1 protein-coding gene is annotated in these 19,676 nt (G+C 52.9%); it reads right to left on the bottom strand.

Annotation, left to right across the window (positions count from 1 at the left end; all coding sequences use genetic code 11):
- Positions 1–104: 104 nt before the first annotated feature.
- A complete protein-coding gene (locus tag Z042_RS13030; protein ID WP_025297163.1) occupies positions 105–19,481 on the bottom strand; it encodes a non-ribosomal peptide synthetase in 19,377 nt (6,458 codons plus the stop codon).
- Positions 19,482–19,676 lie beyond the last annotated feature (195 nt).

The following is a 19,676-nucleotide window of genomic DNA, read 5'->3' as shown; positions in this document are numbered from 1 at the left end:
CGTTTAGCGGCATATGGCCATCGAATGGATAATCAATGGATTAAATAGGGTCGAACATGTTCGACCCTACACATTAAGCCCATTGCCACTTTATCAGCAATCGGTTAGCCGATAAGGTTCATTAGCTCATCCTCCTTCTCCAGCAAGGTAAAGTGGCTGGTTGCAATTTCAAACGTCCGTAATTGAGCGATGTTTTTCACACCCGTTTCAATGTTGTTATGGCGATACTGTTGGAATTCTTCGCCCTGGATCTCCTCGGTTGCCTTAAAGAGCACTATCTGCGCATGATTTAACACCGACGAAAGCGGTTGTGCATCCAATAGGCGATCGGATAAAACGACCGATTCGACGTTATGTCTTAAATAATGAGGAATAGATAACCGATCCATCATCTCGTCCAGATTGGATGAGGCTTCATTCAACTGATAGCTCTCCTCGTTTAACAGCCAGGTATCAAGCAGATAGATCTTGATCGATGTAATGCCCCGCGCCTCCAAGTGGGCCGCTATCTCCAATGCGATCTTCCCACCCAGCGACCACCCTAATAGAGTGACCGGTTGGCTCACATCGAGCACGCGATCGATATGTTGCAAATAATAACGGGCTAATTCATCAAGCCGTTCAATCTTCTGGTCATGATAGAAGTTATACGAGTCAACCCCATAACAGCAGTAACGATCGCTAAGCCGATTGGCTAAGGATTGGTAGACCGAACAGTTACCCATCCCTGGATGGATCATAAATATTTGTGGCTTATTGGTGAGGCTATTAAACGGCACGATAGCATCGAAGGATTTCCCTTGAGCCTGCGAAATCTCGTTTGATAACGCTTTTAGCGTGCGGGCATTGATAATATCCAACAAACGGATCTTGACCCTCAACACTTGGTTAATCCGGTTGTTCAAGCGCATTGCCAGGATGCTGTTGCCACCCAGCGCGAAGAAGTTGTCCTCCATGCTGATTTCTTCCACTGAGATTTGCAGCGTATCGGCGAGTAGCTCACACAAGGTTTTTTCAATCTTGTTGGCCGGTGCAACATAAGTGACAGAATGCGTGACCTTAGGTTCAGGCAGCGCCTTTCTGTTCAACTTACCGTTTGAAGTCACCGGCAGCGCCGTTAAATGAACAAACACGCCAGGCACCATATAGTCCGGAAGCGCCTCTCGCAGATGATCGCCCAGCAGTTCACTGCCAATTTCCTGTGCGCAAACATAGTAAGCGACCAGATATTTATCGTTAGCGCCACGCTGATAGGCAATCACCACCGCATGATTAATACCCGGGTAGCTCGCCAGGCAAGTCTCGATTTCGCCCAGCTCGATACGATAGCCCCTGACCTTAACCTGGAAGTCATTACGGCCAAGATATTGAATATTATCATCGCTGAGATAACGCACCACATCGCCGGTTTTATAGATCCGGCTGTTGTAGGCCCTGCGCTGTTCATCCTCTGTCTGGAATGGATTGCTCAGGAAGGCTTTATCCGTCAACGGTTGATTATTCAAATACCCTCTGGCCACGCCAACGCCGCCAATGAATAGCTCACCGACCGCCCCCGGCGGCACGGGTTGCATTTGCGCATTCAACACGTAAGCCGCGGTGTTATCTATCGGCTTACCGATTAAGACATCGTCTATCGATGGCGAATTACAGTCATAGAACAGCACATCGACCGTGGCTTCCGTTGGCCCGTATAAGTTATGGATCTGGCAATGCGGGATTAATCGCTGGCATTTCCGTACTTCAGCGACATTCAATGCTTCCCCGCTGCAGAACAGATAGTTAAGACTGGCCAGCTTGGCCTGCAATGCGCTCTGCCCTTCCAGGGTTTCAAGGAATGCCGATAACATGGAAGGGACGAAATGCAGCGTGGTCACCTGTTCCCGCTCAATCAGTTCGGCCAGATAAACGTTATCTTTATAGGCTGCCTGCGAAGCAAAAACGATACAGGCACCGTACCAGTTGGCCCAGAAAAGCTCCCATACTGAAACGTCAAAGGTATAGTTGGTTTTCTGTAATATACGGTCGCCGCTGATGATCGGGTATTGCTTGTGCATCCAGACAATACGATTGATCACGCTGTGATGCTCGAGCATCACACCCTTAGGATTGCCGGTGGTCCCGCTGGTATAAATGATGTACGCCAGCTCGCTAGAGTGGACCGACCAAAGCTGATTTTCACCAGGGTAGCGGGCAATGTCAGATGAGGTTTGTTCATCGGACAAATCGACGATATGTCGGCCGCTGGCCGCCAGCGTGCTGGCTTTCTCTTCGCCAAGCTGGGCAATCAGTATGGTATTGATGCCGGCGTTTTCCAGCATATAGCTCACCCGGTCATCTGGCGCTAACGGATCCAGCGGTACGTAGGCTGCTCCGGCCTTCAAAATGGCCAGTATTGCCACCAGCATATGCTCCGAACGATCCTGACACAGTGCCACCAGATCGCCATTACTGATGCCAAACCGCTCTCTCAAATAAGCAGTCAACCGGTTAGCACGCTCATTCAGTTGCCGATAGGTCAGGCTCACATCCTCAAACACCAGGGCGATATTTTCCGGGGTCCTCGCGGCCTGTGCCTCGAACATGCCGTGGATCGTCATCTCCTGCGGATAGTCACATTCCGTGTGATTACTCTGGCAGATGAGGTGTTCGTATTGCGCCGGATCCAGGTACTGGAGCGCTGACAGGGAACGCCCTCTATCACACAGGGTGCTCAACTGGCTGAGGATTTGCCGGTAGGTAGCAATGTAGTTCTGCACCGTCTGCGCACTGAACAGCGCCGTTGCATAGTTGAACACACCGCCAATCGCCTCTTCACTGTCGTCCATCATCACGGTCAAGTCGAACTTCGCGGCCTTATAGGCCCCGTCTTGCGCGTCATACTGGGTAAAGCGCCCTTCCCCTGCCGTGCGTCCCGCCGCACCAAACGACTGGAGGCTGAACATCACCTGGAATATCGGATGCCTGGAGCTGTCTTTTTCCGTCTTCAGCACCTCCACCAGTTTTTCAAATGGCAGATCCTGATGGGTGTGCGCCTCATTCACCTGCAGCCCGGTCTGGTCGATAAACTCGCGGACCGTCTGGCTGGCATCTATCTGCCGTCTCAGCACCAGCGTATTGACGAACAGCCCCATGGTCTCTTCCACCCCTGGGTAATGCCTGCCCGCTATCGGCGTGCCCAGCACGATATCCTGCTGGTTGCTGTAGACGCCCAGCAGCAGGTAATAACCGCTCAGCAGCACCGTGTACAGGCTGACGTTCAACGACGCCGCCAATGCCCGCAGGTCAGCGCTGGTCTGCGCATCCAGTTGGAAAGTGATATCGTCACCGCGATAGTCCATCTGCAACGGACGGACATGGTCTGTCGGCAGGTTGAGCGGCTCATAGTCAGCCAGCTTGCTGTGCCAGTAGGCCAGTTGCCGCTCCAGCATAGAGCCTTGCAGGTAGTGGCGCTGCCACAGCGCAAACTCCCGGTACTGCACCGCTGGCAGCGGCAGTTCGCCGGTTACTTCGCCAGCGCATACGCGGTAGTAATGCAGTAACTCTTTGAGCAACAGATCTACCGACCAGCCGTCAAACGCGATGTGGTGAATAACGATGCTTATGTAGTCGGTGCCTGCCAGCGTATAACCGTGGACCGCAATCGGACATTCTCCCGCCAGATCAAATACCCGGTGCTGATGGTCGTGCAGCCGGTCATGCAGCGTTGGCAGGCTGTCGCACTGGGTGTGTTCCATCGTCAGTGAGAATGCCTCCGCAGGCACGACCTGCTGATACCCCTGCCCTTCGTCATCACACAGGATCAGCGTGCGCAGCGCTTCATGCCGGGCAACCACCTTCATCAGCGCCTGCGCCACGTACTGCGGATCGGTACCGGCCTGCAGCTTGAGCGTCAGTGGGATATTGTAGGCATTGCTGCCTTCTTCATAGCTATCGATAAACCACAACCGCTCCTGGGCAAACGACAGCCGCTGCTCCTCAGGCCGGGTGAGCTGCGGTGGCTGGATGATTTGGCTGCCCTGCGCTTCGCCGTCGATAAAGGCCGCCAGTGCGCGGACGGATTTCAGGCGGAACAGGTCGGAGACATGCACGTTCTTTTGCAGCGTGCGGGTTAAGCGCCCCGTTAGCTTGATCGCCAGGATGCTGTTGCCCCCCAGACGATAGAAATCGTCAAGGACACTGAGGTTGCCTTGCGCAATGCCAAGCAGCTCGGCAAAGACCTCGGCCAGTTGGTGCTCGGTCGCGGTCTGTGGTGCCACCCTATCGGCCTGCGCTTCAAAGGTAGGGACCGGCAGCGCGGCACGATCCACCTTGCCGTTAACAGTCATCGGCAGAGAGGTCAGGTGGATCAGCGCCAACGGGATCATGTAGTCAGGCAAAGTCTGTTGCAGATGGTCATGCAACGTCGCAAGCTCCAACGGGGCCTGCGCGACGTAGTACGCCGTCAGATGGGCGTACCCGGCCTGATTGCGTCTGGCCATGACCAGCGCCTGATGGATGGCAGGGTGCTCGACCAGCCGGGCCTCGATCTCCCCTGGCTCGATGCGGAACCCACGGATTTTTATCTGGAAGTCATTACGGCCCAGGTATTCGATGTTGCCGTCCGGTAAATAGCGCCCTCGGTCGCCAGTTTTGTAGAGGCGGGCGTTTTCACCACGGGCACGGTCAGCCTCGCTGCACAGAGGGTTGGCAATGAATGCGTCGGCGGTAGCCTGTGGATTGTTCAGATAACCACGCCCGACGCCAGCGCCACCAATATAAATCTCACCAATGGCCCCTTGCGGAACCGGGCGCAGATATTCGTCCAGTAGATAGACACAAACGTTATTGATTGCCTGACCGATATTGGTATTGGCGTCACCGGGTTGATAAAGCCGTGCCGTAGCCCAAACGGTGGTTTCACTCGGCCCGTAACCGTTGATCAAGCGGACACCAGCTTCACAGTAGCGGTCAACCAAGGTTGCATCAATACTCTCGCCGCCCACCAGCAACGTCGACAATGCCAGTAGCTCATTTTGCGCCAGTAAGGCCGGAGGCATAAAGGCAAAATCAATCGCATGTTCCCTGATATAGTCAGACAACGCGGCAAAATCGAAGCGCAGGTGTTCTGCCAGAATATGCAGGCAATGGCCATTCAATAACGCGCAGAAGACATCCAGCGCATGAGCATCGAACACATATTCCGAGTACCACAGCGTGTTGAGCTGCTCAGCATCCGTGTTCATAGCTAACCAATCGGATTGCGCTTTCGCCAGATTGACTAACGAATGATGTTCAATCATCACCCCTTTTGGCCGGCCAGTGGTCCCACTGGTATAGATAACGTAAGCCAAATCGGTAGGCTGCGTGGCGGGCAGAATATTGCCGTCGTCATGCTCCGCCAACCTCTTGGCAAGCTGGAGGTTATCAATCTCCAGCAGGGTCGAATCACCGTTCGGCAGTAAGGTAGCCAGGCGTTCGCTATGGCATTGATGCGTTAAGATCAGCACCGGCTTAATATCGTCAACCAGCATAGACACACGGTCGGCGGGTGCCTGAGGGCTGATCGGGACGTAGGCAGCTCCGGCCTTGAGCACCGCCAGCATAGCAATGACCATATATTCAGACTTGTCAAAATAGAGGGCAATGGCGCTGTCAGGATGCACAGCAAAATTCACCCGCAGATAAGCAGCCAACTGGTTCGCCCGCTGATTTAACTCGCGATAGGTCAACCGAGTATCCTGATAAACCAATGCGAGATGATCCGGCGTTCTGGCGGCCTGCTCTTCAAACAGCTGACCGACCAGTTTATTGCGCTCAACGGCAACCCGCGATAGCGGCTGGCTGGTTACCCGTTGCCGATACTCCGCTTCGCTCAACAGCGATAACGCCTGGGGACGGATGGCAGGATCGGCGATCAACTGCTGTAGCGTTAAGCGTATGCCTTGCAGAACGCCTTCAATGGCGCTGCGGCTGAATAGCTCCCCGGCATAGTTAATCTTGAATTCAATCCGCTCATCCTTTTCAAACACCGTGACACCCAATGGATAATCCAGCTTTTCTTCGCTGTGCTCGAAAACCAGCTTGAATGGGCTGTCATCACCGTTGTCCTGGAACGGGTAGTTTTCAAAGACAAATAGCGAGTTGAACAGGCGAACCCCGGCATCCTGCAGTTTGCTCAGATTGATATTGCTGTAGCTATTGATGTCATTAATATGGCCTTGCAGGCGTTTTACCGTGTCGATAATCGCCTCATCGGCATGCGCCAGCACCACCGGTAGCGTGTTGATATATAAACCAACGGATTGCTCTATATCATCAACCGGCAGGGTGCGCCCCGATACCGTCATCCCCACAATCGTCAGGTCCGCATGGCTATAAACACTGAGTTGCTGGTGCCAGCAGTATTGCATCAACGCATTTAACGTGACGCCATGCTGTCTGGATAGCACCTTCAGCCCGGTATAAAGTTCACCAGAAAATGCGGTCGATACCGCCTGCGGATCTTGTACGTGTTTATGCTCGGTTAAATTGATGTTTTTCATCTCTGGCTTGAGCAGACCGCCGAGATTCTCCTGCATTTCCACTGCGCCCAGATAGTTTTGCCAGAACAGTTCGGTTTCCTGGCCCACCACCTGGAGCAATGCCTGCGCATTCAGATAGCTGGTATCTTCCTGTGGCTGCGGCGTGTTGCCCTGCTGTAGCACCAGATAATTGTGATGCACATCATTGAGCAATATCGGCAAACTCCAGCCATCCAAAATAGCATGGTGGTTATTGAACAGGCACACGTAGTGTTCTGCCGAACATTTGACCAGATAAAGCCGGAATAGCCCTTTGGCAGACAGATCGAAGCTGACTTGCTGATCCTGCGCGATCAGTTCGGCGATGGCGCTTGCTTGCGCAGCTTCATCCCGCTCACTGATATCGATAAATTGCCAGCCGAACGCGCCTTGTTTATCGACGATCTGCACAAACTCTTCCTGCCAGGAGAATCTGAGCCGCAGCGCCGGGTATTTCGCCTGACTGCATTGCCAGGCCTGTTTTAACCGTTCGATATTTAACGCATTGTGATAGTGCCATACCATTTGCGTACGGTAGGCGTTATCAATATCGCCTTGCAGCACGTAGTGATAAATAAAGCCTTGTTGCAGGCTGTTGGCCGGGTAAATCGCCGTCACTTCCTCATGCTGCTGAATATCGGCTAGCGCTTCAGCGCTGACCACACCATTCACATCAGACTCGGTGAGATAAGAGCGCGGTGACTGTTTTAGCCCATCGATCAACTGGATTAACCGTTGCTGATAAGTCGTAGCAAAGAATTCTAACTGCTCCGCACTCAGTTCCCCTTCAACCAGGAACTGCAATTGGCCATTTAACACCCCGCCATTCAGCGCTAAGAAGTCGGTGGTGCGGTTATGCGGTGATACTGCCGTTCCCGCCGAATCTTTAACGAATGACCACTCGCCATCCCGTTGCTCGCCATCGAATTGTCCAAGGTAGTTGAACGTCACGGCGGGCATCGACTGGGCAGGATAATCAAACAGCACCCCATAGCCTAAACCATGATGAGCAGGGGCTCGCAGCCGCTCTTTAATCAGCGGCAAATTGTGCACAATATTACTGTGCTCAACGCGCAGATTGACCGGATACATACAGGTGAACCAGCCGACGGTATTGTTGATATCCACTTGGTCAAAGATGGCTTCTCTGCCGTGTCCTTCGAGCAAGACATACTGACTGTCACCGCCAACCAATTGCGATAACGCATCCGCCAATACGGTCAGCAGAATATCGTTCACCTCCGTATGATAAATAGGGTGAACTTCCCGTAACAAGCTGTTGGTGTGCTCTGGCGACAGGCATATCGTGGTGCGATTGAGTTTACCAACGCGATGCGCCGCCAAACGCTGATGCCATGCTGGCAAATCGGCAGTCAGGCTATCCCAGTACTCACGCTCATCCTGATGGTTTTTCACTGCCACGGCAGGGTAGTTTTGCAGCTCGTTGACCCATTGACGATAGCTCGTCCCTTTCGGGCCCAGGATGGTTTGGGCATCGACCGTTGTGTCAAGGCGCTCAGCTTGCTCAGCAAAGAACTGGTAAAGCCGGTGCAAATCATCCTTGATGATGCGCCAACTGACCGCATCAATGTTGAGATGGTGCACAGCTACGTGGATACGCGCAGTCTGGTTGTCGTAGCCAGCAATATAGCCAATATGGCAAAGCGGCCCTTGTTCAAGGTCAAAACGGTTCTGCCAAGCTGTCAACTGTGCCTCAAGCTGAACGGTAGTGAAATCATGTTGATTGATGGCATCAAACGGCAACGTCGCTATCGTCTGGCGGTAATGGCCAGCAACAGGATCGCTGACGTAAACCACTCGCAACACATCATGGTATTCGAGCAGCTTAGCCACGCTCAAACGCAGCAACTCAACATCCAACGCGGGCACTTTAACCATAAATGCCTGGTTCCAATGGCCAGACTCAGGCAACCTTCCCGACTCTACCGCCTGGAAGAACCAGCGTTGAATCGGCAACAACGGAAGTTCCCCCGCCAACATCCCCTGCTCTGACTGGATAACCGCGGCATTATCCCCCTGACATTTCAGCAGATAGGCGCTTAACGCCTTGGCTGTGCGGTAGGCGAAGATATCTTTCACCGTGAGATGATAACCAGATAGCTGTTTCAGTTTATTCGCCAACTGAATACTGCTGATACTGTCCCCCCCTAAACGGAAGAAATCATCGGTAATGCCAACCGCACTCTCCTTAAGCTGTAAGACCTGCGCAAAGACGCGACACACCAGCATCTCGCTCTCGTTGCCAGGGGCAACATAATTCGCCTCATCGGTAAACATCGGCACCGGCAAGGCTCTGCGGTCCAGCTTATTGTTGATGGTCATTGGCAACGCGGTTAAATGCACATACGCTGCGGGGATCATATAGGCAGGTAAACGCTGCTGTAGATGCTCAGACAGCGTATCTGCTGGCAATTCCTCTGGCGAAACATAATAGGCCACCAGCAACTTGTGCCCCGGATCCTGCTGCTGCGCCAATACCACCACCTGTTCAACCCGTGGATCTTGGGTCAGACAGTTTTCGATTTCAGCCAATTCGATTCTGAAGCCACGGATCTTCACCTGGGAATCCGCACGCCCAATATAGTCAATATTGCCATCGTGCAGATAACGCACGACATCGCCGGTTTTATACAGCCGATCATGACGCCCACGCGCTTGATCCTCATGGTGTTGGAATGGGTTGGCAATAAACGCCTGGTGCGTCGCATCAGGATTGTTTAAATAGCCACGACCGACGCAGTCACCACTGATATAAAGCTCCCCAACGGCCCCCACAGGAACTGGCCGCAGATTTCGCTCCAGAATATAGGCACCAGCATTGTTTATCGGTTGGCCAATGAGGGTATTGTGATCACCGGGTTGGAACACATTGCTGGTGACAAACACCGTGGTTTCCGTTGGGCCATAACAGTTAACGACTTTCACGCCCTGCTCTGTGTAGCGCTCCATCACACTGCTATTGGCCACCTCACCGCCCACAATAAGGGTGGAAAGCTTCAGTGTTTCATTGTTATTCAACAACGCAGGGGGCACAAAGCCGACATCAATCGCGTGTTGTTTTACGTAGGCCGCCAGCGTGCCGAAGTTTAAACGCACCTCGTCAGACAACATATGCAGGCAATGACCGCTCAACAACGGACTGAAAACATCCAGCACATGAGCATCAAAGGTATAATTTGAGTACAACAGGTAATGCTTCACCTGTTCTCCTGCCTGGCAGATTTCAGTGCCAAACACATTGCGTTGCGCCTCAATCAGGTTGGCGACGGAGCGGTGCTCAATCATCACCCCTTTAGGCGTTCCCGTTGTTCCGCTAGTAAAGATGACATAAATCAGATTTCCAGCCTCGGTGTTGGTTACCTGATTGGCAACCTGCTGACCGGCGACCTTTGCCATGAACTGAGGATCGTCAACACACAGCAGTGTTGTCTTCTCGGTATCAATCAGCTCGGCCAACGTTTCCTGGCTGTTCAACTCCGCCAGAATGACGCTGGATTGAATATTGTCTATGGTCCAACGCATTCTCTCTGCTGGCATATCAGGGCTGAACGGCACATAAGCCGCCCCAGCTTTCAACACCGCCAGAATACTGACGAGCATGCGCTCCGATCTTTCCAGGCAAAGCCCGATCAGATCGTCCGGCTGCAACACAAAATGCGTTCTCAGGTAAGCCGCCAACCGATTAGCACGCTCATTCAGTTGCCGGTAGGTCAGGCTCACATCCTCAAACACCAGGGCGATATTTTCCGGGGTCCTCGCGGCCTGCGCCTCGAACCTCTCGTGGATCGTCATCTCCCGCGGATAGTCACATTCCGTGTGATTACTCTGGCAGATGAGGTGTTCATATTGCACCGGATCCAGGTACTGGAGCGCTGACAGGGAATGACCCCGATCGCACAGAGTGCTCAACTGGCTCAGGATATGCCGATAGGTGGCAATATAGTTCTGCACCGTCTGCGCACTGAACAGCGCCGTTGCATAGTTGAACACACCGCCAATCGCCTCTTCACTGTCGTCCATCATCACGGTCAAGTCGAACTTCGCGGTCTTATAGGCCCCGTCTTGCGCGTCATACTGGGTAAAGCGCCCTTCCCCTGCCGTGCGTCCCGCCGCACCAAACGACTGGAGGCTGAACATCACCTGGAATATCGGGTGCCTGGAGCTGTCTTTTTCCGTCTTCAGCACCTCCACCAGTTTTTCAAATGGCAGATCCTGATGGGTGTGCGCCTCATTCACCTGCAGCCCGGTCTGGTCGATAAACTCGCGGACCGTCTGGCTGGCATCTATCTGCCGTCTCAGCACCAGCGTATTGACGAACAGCCCCATGGTCTCTTCCACCCCTGGGTAATGCCTGCCCGCTATCGGCGTGCCCAGCACGATATCCTGCTGGTTGCTGTAGACGCCCAGCAGCAGGTAATAACCGCTCAGCAGCACCGTGTACAGGCTGACGTTCAACGACGCCGCCAACGCCCGCAGGTCAGCGCTGGTCTGCGCATCCAGTTGGAAAGTGATATCGTCACCGCGATAGTCCATCTGCAACGGACGGACATGGTCTGTCGGCAGGTTGAGCGGCTCATAGTCAGCCAGCTTGCTGTGCCAGTAGGCCAGTTGCCGCTCCAGCATAGAGCCTTGCAGGTAGTGGCGCTGCCACAGCGCAAACTCCCGGTACTGCACCGCTGGCAGCGGCAGTTCGCCGGTTACTTCGCCAGCGCATACGCGGTAGTAATGCAGTAACTCTTTGAGCAACAGATCTACCGACCAGCCGTCAAACGCGATGTGGTGAATAACGATGCTTATGTAGTCGGTGTCTGCCAGCGTATAACCGTGGACCGCAATCGGACATTCTCCCGCCAGATCAAATACCCGGTGCTGATGGTCGTGCAGCCGGTCATGCAGCGTTGGCAGGCTGTCGCACTGGGTGTGTTCCATCGTCAGTGAGAATGCCTCCGCAGGCACGACCTGCTGATACCCCTGCCCTTCGTCATCACACAGGATCAGCGTGCGCAGCGCTTCATGCCGGGCAACCACCTTCATCAGCGCCTGCGCCACGTACTGCGGATCGGTACCGGCCTGCAGCTTGAGCGTCAGCGGGATATTGTAGGCATTGCTGCCTTCTTCATAGCTATCGATAAACCACAACCGCTCCTGGGCAAACGACAGCCGCTGCTCCTCAGGCCGGGTGATCTGCGGTGGCTGGATGATTTGGCTGCCCTGCGCTTCGCCGTCGATAAAGGCCGCCAGTGCGCGGACGGATTTCAGGCGGAACAGGTCGGAGACATGCACGTTCTTTTGCAGCGTGCGGGTTAAGCGCCCCGTTAGCTTGATCGCCAGGATGCTGTTGCCCCCCAGACGATAGAAATCGTCAAGGACACTGAGGTTGCCTTGCGCAATGCCAAGCAGCTCGGCAAAGACCTCGGCCAGTTGGTGCTCGGTCGCGGTCTGTGGTGCCACCCTATCGGCCTGCGCTTCAAAGGTAGGGACCGGCAGCGCGGCACGATCCACCTTGCCGTTAACAGTCATCGGCAGAGAGGTCAGGTGGATCAGCGCCGACGGGATCATGTATTCGGGCAAAGTCTGTTGCAGATAGTCGTGCAACGTATCCTGTTCCAGCGGGGCCTGCGCGACGTAGTACGCCGTCAGGTGAGCGTGCCCGTCCTGATTGCGTCTGGCCATGACCAGCGCCTGATGGATGGCAGGATGCTCAACCAGCCGGGCCTCGATCTCCCCTGGCTCGATACGGAACCCACGGATTTTGACCTGAAAATCAGTACGGCCCAGGTATTCGATGTTGCCATCCGGTAAATAGCGCCCTCGGTCGCCAGTTTTGTAGAGGCGGGCGTTTTCACCACGGGCACGGTCAGCCTCGCTGCACAGAGGGGTGGCAATGAATGCGTCGGCGGTGGCCTGTGGATTGTTCAGATAACCACGCCCGACACCAGCGCCACCAATATAAAGCTCACCAATCGCTCCCTGCGGAACCGGGCGCAGATGATTGTCGAGCAGATACAGCTGGGTATTACTGATAGGTCGGCCGATAGGGACGGTATGATTAAACGCTGCCGACGCCGCATTGGTCAAATAGCTGGTCGCAAAGGTGGTGGTTTCCGTCGGCCCATAAACATGAACCAGCTTGACCTGAGGGTACCGCTCCCTGAAACGATTAACATGGCTCACGGACACCTGCTCACCGCCAAACAATACATAGCTCAATGATTGCAAGGCAGGCAGTGCCGCATCGACCAAAGTATTAAAGAAGGCGGTGGTCACAAAGAAATTGGTGATCTGGCGCTCAACAATCAACTGGTTAAAACGCTGTAAATCCAGAATGTTGTGCTTATCGACCAGCACCAACACGGCACCGTTTAGCAGCGCACCGAAGATGTCATAAATTGAGGCATCAAACTGATAACCAGAAATACCCAGAATGCGGTCGTGCTCATTCAGCTCCACATAATTGGGGTTGATCACCAGTCGATTGACGCAGCGTTGCTCGATTAGCGTCCCTTTTGGGCGACCCGTGGTGCCACTGGTATAAATCACATAGGCCAGATCGCTGGCGCGGGTCTTGCTGCACGGATTATCGGTTGAATAATGCGCCAACTGCCCCGCAGTTTCTGGTGCATCCAACGCTATAAGCGGCATACCGGGTGCCATATCGCTTAATGCTTTCACCGCGTGCTGATGGCATAGCACCGCTTTGACGTTGGCGTCCGCGATAATAAAGCCATTACGCTCATCGGGTGAATCCGGGTCAATCGGCACATAGGCGCCACCCGCTTTCAGCACGGCCAGTATGGCAACCACAAGCTGCTCACTACGATCCAGATAAATACCCACCAGATCGTTGGCACGAATTTGGCAGGTTTCCTGCAGATAATGCGCTAACTGGTTCGCTTGCTGATTTAACTGTGAGTAGGTTAAAGCCCGCTGGTTAAACTCTACGGCGATCTGATCGGGTGATGTCGCGACACGTTCTTCAAACAGCGTAGCCAGGGTCTTATCAGCGGCGTAAGGTCTCCCGGTATCATTCCACTGATGGATCATCATTTGGTACTGCTGCGCGTCCAGATAACTCAACTCATCTTGCGGCTGCTGCGCCCCCTGAATAATGGTTTCAACCAGCGTCTTCATGGTGCTCAGTAACTGTGCGATCGTCGCGTCGTCAAACAGTTCGCCAGCATAATGCAGGCTTAACGCCAGATGCTGCTGTTCAAACACAGTGATCACCAAAGGATAGTCTTGCTTCTCTGTGGCGCTGCCGAAATGCAGCCGCAATCCTCCCTCCAGTTCCCCGCTGGGCATTGGGTAGTTTTCAAAGACAAACAACGAGTTGAACAAGCGGTTGCCTGAGGGTTGCAGCTGCGCCAAATTGACATGGCTGCGGCTATTGGCTTCGTGGATATCGTTTTGCAACTGCTGAATGGCCGTGAGCACCGCCACTTTTTTCTGATGATCGACGATCAGCGGTAGCGTGTTGATCAGCAAGCCTACCGTTTGTTCTACGCCCTCGACAGGCAGATTGCGGCCCGAAACCACGGTGCCAACGATGCTCGCAGGGTTGCCGGAGAAAATACTGAGCACTTTATGCCAGCAATATTGTAATAGCGCATTCACGGTAACACCGTTCTCCGCGCTGAAAGACTTCAGTTGGTGATAACCCTGCCCCGCAAAAATCAGCGATTTTTCTTTCGGTAGTTTTATATGCCTGTATTCATTTAAATGTACCTGCTTGGCTTGCCCACACAGCAAGATATTCACATCTTCAGGTTCATCCAGCTGTGTCAGATAATCGCGCCAGTAGTGTAAATGGTCGCTGCGGTGGCTCTGCATAAAGCGCTGAACATGATGGAAACCGCTGTCGGATGCCTGATCCAACGGCTCATTACGCAACAAGGCCAGGTAGCGTTTATGCACGGCTTCAATCAGCAGCGGGTTACTCCAACCATCCAGGATGGCGTGATGACTGCTGAAAATGCAGCGGTAACGCTCATGCGCATTTTTGACTACATAGACACGGAACAGCCCACTGATCGACAAGTCGTAAGGCTGTGCGCGATCTTGGGTGCATAAGTCGGTGAAGAAGGCGCTCTGCTGATCCGAACTCTGCTCGCTAAGATCGAAGAAATGCCAGTTCATCGTGGCATGGGTATCCACAATCTGCACCAGCTCTTCCTGCCAATCAAAACGCGAGCGAAGCGTTGGATAATGCTGCTGTGCCTGCAACCATGCCTGTTTCAGACAGCCAATATCCAAGGCATTGTCATAATCCCAGAACATCTGGCTATGGTAGGCCTCGTCAATCTCCCCCTGCGAGATGGCATGATAAATAAAGCCTTCCTGCAAACTGTTGGCCAGATAAACCGACTCCAGTTCGCTATCACGCTGCAAACCATCGAGCGTCTCTTGAGAGATCACCCCTTCAATATCCTGCGCTGTTAGATAGGTGCGATTTTCCGCCAGCAGCCGCCCAATCGCACATTCGATTGCAGCAAGATAATGGGTTGCCAACTGTTGCAATACTTCTTCTGACAGATAACCGGAAACGCGGACTCTTAGTTCCCCGCCAATCACTCCCGCGTTGACGCTGAGCAGTTGCGCTTCACCATTTTCATGCGCAACGGCGTTGCCACTGTCTTGCGGGCTGAAGCACCAGCCCTCCTGCTGCGACTCATCAAAGCGCCCTAAATAGTTAAAGCCGACCGGTGGCAGATGGCCTGCTCCATAGCCGACCAGCGGCGCAAATCCAACGCCCCGACGAGGGATGCCGGCCAGGCCCTCTTTTACGCTGACGATCTGTTTAAGCCAATCGCCATCGCAGCTCAGGCGAACGGGGTACATATTCGTCAACCAACCGACAGTGCGGTTAATATCGACGCGGGCATCAAGCGGTTCCCTGCCATGCCCTTCCAAAGTCAGGTACTGCGTATTCAGCCCGGTAAATTCGCCGAGTACCTCCACGAAACTTGCCAGCAGAATATCGTTAACCTGGGTATTGAGTACCGGATGTATCTTGCCCAACAGGCTCTGCGTTAACGGTTTGTTTAACGACAACTGGTGTTGGCTCAGTGATGGAGCAGTGAACAGTGGGGCTAACCGTTGGCGATATTCATCCAGGCCATCAATCACCTGATGCCAATAAACCGCTTCTGCCTCGGCTCCCTGATGGTTGGGGTAATCCTGCACCTGAGCCGCCCACTGACGGTAACTGGTCGGTTTATCACCCAAGATGTTAACCGGATCGTCAATCTCCGCTGCGCCCTCTTCCAGCGCTCGGTAAAGGGTTTCCAGATCCTGTTTGATGATATGCCAACTGACCGCATCAATAATCAGGTGATGAAACGCAAAGTGTAACTTTGCACGCGCCGCATCTTCGCCGGTTATATAGCCCACATGGCACAGTTTCCCGCCAAAGATATCAAACTCACGCTGCCACTGATTAAACAGTGCGATTTCCTGCTCGGTACTGATGGCGTTATCAACCACCGAGAACGGGATTTCACCGATTTCAGGTTGGTATTGCTGACGGTAACCCCCTTTGCCATCACGCACAAAGGTCAGCCTGAGTGCATCATGATAGGCAAACAACAGCGCCAGACTCTTGTTGAGTATGTCTGTATCCAACCGAGGAACATCCAAGACAAAGGATTGGTTCCAGTGCTGATAATTGGCAAATGTGCCATCATCAAGCCTATCGAGGAACCATTGCTGGATTGGCAGGAATGGCACTGGGCCTTGTAAAAGCCCCGGCTCGGATAAATGTTTGATTTGCTGCGCATCACCTTCAAACACCACACTCTGGGCCAGCAAACGGACGGTTTTGCAATCAAAGATGTCTTTGACTCGGATCGTGCCCTTTACTCTTTGACGCACCATTCTGACCATCTGAATGGCGCTGATACTATCGCCGCCCAATTTAAAGAAGTCATCGTTGACACCGACATGACCAGGCGCCTGCCCCAGGATCTCACCATAGATTTGGCATAGCTCAATTTCCAGCGGGCCTTCTGGCGCAACATAATCATCTTGGCCACTCCAGTCCGGCTGCGGTAACGCAGCGCGGTTTAATTTGCCATTAACCGTCAGAGGGAATGCCGTTAGGTGAATATAAAGCGCCGGGATCATATAATCGGGTAAACAACCGCTTAGGTGTTCGGTTATCCGTTGTTTGTCCAATGCCACATCTGCAACATAGTAAGCGACTAATGACAGCACTCCTGTCTGCAGTCGATGCGCAACGACCGCGGCTTGAGTAATTTCCGGGATCTGGGCAAGCTGCATTTCAATTTCGCTTGATTCAATTCTGAAGCCACGGATCTTGAGCTGAGCATCACGCCTGCCGATATACTCGATATTACCGTCAGGCAGACGGCGGACAAGGTCACCCGTTTTATACAATCTTGCCGCCTCATGGCGCTGCTGTTGCTCGTCGCTCTGGAACGGATTAGCGATAAAGACCTGCTCGGTCTGCTGCGCATCATTCAGGTAGCCACGAGCCAAACCGACACCGCTAATGTAGAGCTCACCGATCACGCCGACGGGGACCGGCGCCAGGTGCGGGTCTACAATATGCACATCGAGATTGGGCAACGGCAGGCCGATATTGAGATTGCTGTCACCACTTTGGTAATAGTGCAACGTCGCACAGACGCTACTTTCCGTCGGGCCATAAGCATTAATGATCATTGTCCCCTGTAAACGATAACGCTCCATAATCTCACGGTTACAAGGCTCTCCAGCCACCACCAGCGTAGCAAGGGGCAACAGGCTGTTTTTGTCCAATAAAGCCGGCGGGATCGTGGCGATATCAATGTGATGCATAGCAATATAGTCAGCCAACGCGTCAAAATCCTTGCGCTTGTCTTCCTGCAAAATATGCAACGCATGCCCATTGGCAATGGCCGTAAATAACTCGGAGACGTGCGCATCGAAAACATAGGCCGCATACCAAAGGCATTGCTTCACCGACACGTCACTGGGTGCCAGGCCAAAAGCTTCCCCCTGAGCCAGTGCCAGATTGATCAGCCCCGCGTGTTCAATCATGACGCCTTTAGGCTTGCCTGTGGTGCCACTGGTATAAATGACATAGGCCAACTGGTTCAATGGGATGGCAACACCCAGATCTTCGGCTAGCTGCCGGGTAGCCAGTTCGCGCTGGAATTCGGGATCGTCAACGGCCACAACCGGTAGCGACGGTAGGTCAGTAATCTGATTGAGATAGTTCAGGCTTGCACTGTCACACAATATGGTTTTAGCGCCAGTGTCCTGCAAAATAAAGCCCAGCCGGCGTTCTGCCTCGCCTGGGTTAAGGGGGACATAGGCGGCTCCCGCCTTAAGGATGGCCAGTATAGATACTGGCATCGCCGCCGATTTTTCCAAACAGAGAGCCACCAAATCGCCGCTATTAACCTGCAGCTCATGCCTAAGGTAGTTCGCCAGACGGTTGGCCTGCTCATTAAGCTGTTGATAGGATAATATTTCATCCCCACAGAGGATGGCGTTACGCGCGGGGAAAGCCGCAGCAATTTGTTCAAATTGTTCGACAATAGAATGTTGTGGTGCTGGAGTTGCCACTGAGGCGTGAAGAGAGTATTGCTCTGACAGCCGTTGAGATACCAGATTGATTTTATTTATTGGCGTATCTACTTCACCAGCGGTCAGTATATCCAGCGTGTTAATAAAGAGATTGCGATAGAGTTCGATAAAGTTTTCAACCAACGATGCGTCCAGCACGTGACGGTCAAACCTGGCGCGATAATTGATACCATTCGCTGACACTTCCTGCTCAAAAAGCAATGAGTTGACTAGATCAATATGAAACTGGTGATTGAGCGTCTCATCCACGATACCGCTAAAATGCGTCCGATGATCGCGCAGAAAAGTTTGGGCAAAAGCGACATCCAGTATGCCGGTGCCTGTTCCGCAGGCAAGGATCTCATGGACGGGCAGATACTTGGCCCTGGTCTGTTTTAATGATTTGAAAAATTGATGAATACCGTCAATAACGCTGCGCATTGTCGACTCATCCGTGAATCGATAATCGATTGCCAAAGTATTGATATGCGCACCATACATCAGCTCCTTGCCTTCGGATATCGCCACCGGATAAGCGAGCGCAACGGCTTTTTGCCCGGACATTTTATGTAGCAGCAGGGCCATCACCATTTGCCCAAACAGGTAAGCCGTCAACTTATACTTACGCAGCAATTGATGGACACGTCGGCTACATTGCTCATCAAAACCAAACAGTAATTCGTCGATCTGAGGCCGTGTTGCCGTGGCAGCAGGCAGCTGGCTTGTTTTTAAAAAGCGTAAATCAACACCGTCAAGATCACATAGACGCGTGCGCCAAAATTCGCGCATCTGCTCGCCTTTTTCCTCCACCTGCGTGGTGAAGTGATGGCAAAGCTTCTGATGCATAGCACCCTGGACCTGCAATGATGGCAACTGATAGTCAATACCGTTATAACGTTTACGCCATTTATCCCAAATGGCCTCGGTACTGATGCCATCGATAGCAATATGGTGGAAGATAATCAGAGAACGGTACCGCTCAGCACCCAGGCGGATCAGATGCATCCGAACCAGAGCCCCATTGCGCAAATCAAAGGGGGCCGATACCAGCTCAAAGAGCTCTTCATCCGTCAGAGGGGACTCATGATAGGTAATTAAATTGTAAACGGGCTCTCTAGGTACCCAAAACGGCCCATCTGGACCTTCATCAATATTATGTCGAGTAATAAAGTGCTCGTTGAGTATTTGCTCAAAGCTGGTGCCGTATTTTTGCCTATCTAATTCCCCCTCAAGGGTAATATCTGTCACAATATTATAATCACTGCGACCAGGATCCTGTAACCACTCATGATAAAAAATCGTCTGATAGGGTGTAAGCGTGATCAATTCCATATTTCCTTTCATCATGGTTATTACTCCTTGAGAGATATCATTCGCAAATAAACTACGAAACTTGAATATGCACAGCCTGAGAGGGGTTGCCGTGTTACGGCAATAACTGCCATCTGCATGACGTAACGTCATGCAGTCTTTATCGGGTTCCCCCCGTTTCGCTCAACCTAAATAATGGTCAGCCGAGTTAATTAATATCGGTGAAATTAG

The organism is Chania multitudinisentens RB-25, from assembly GCF_000520015.2.
Lineage (GTDB): Bacteria > Pseudomonadota > Gammaproteobacteria > Enterobacterales > Enterobacteriaceae > Chania > Chania multitudinisentens.
This window is presented reverse-complemented; position numbering and strand designations above follow the sequence as displayed.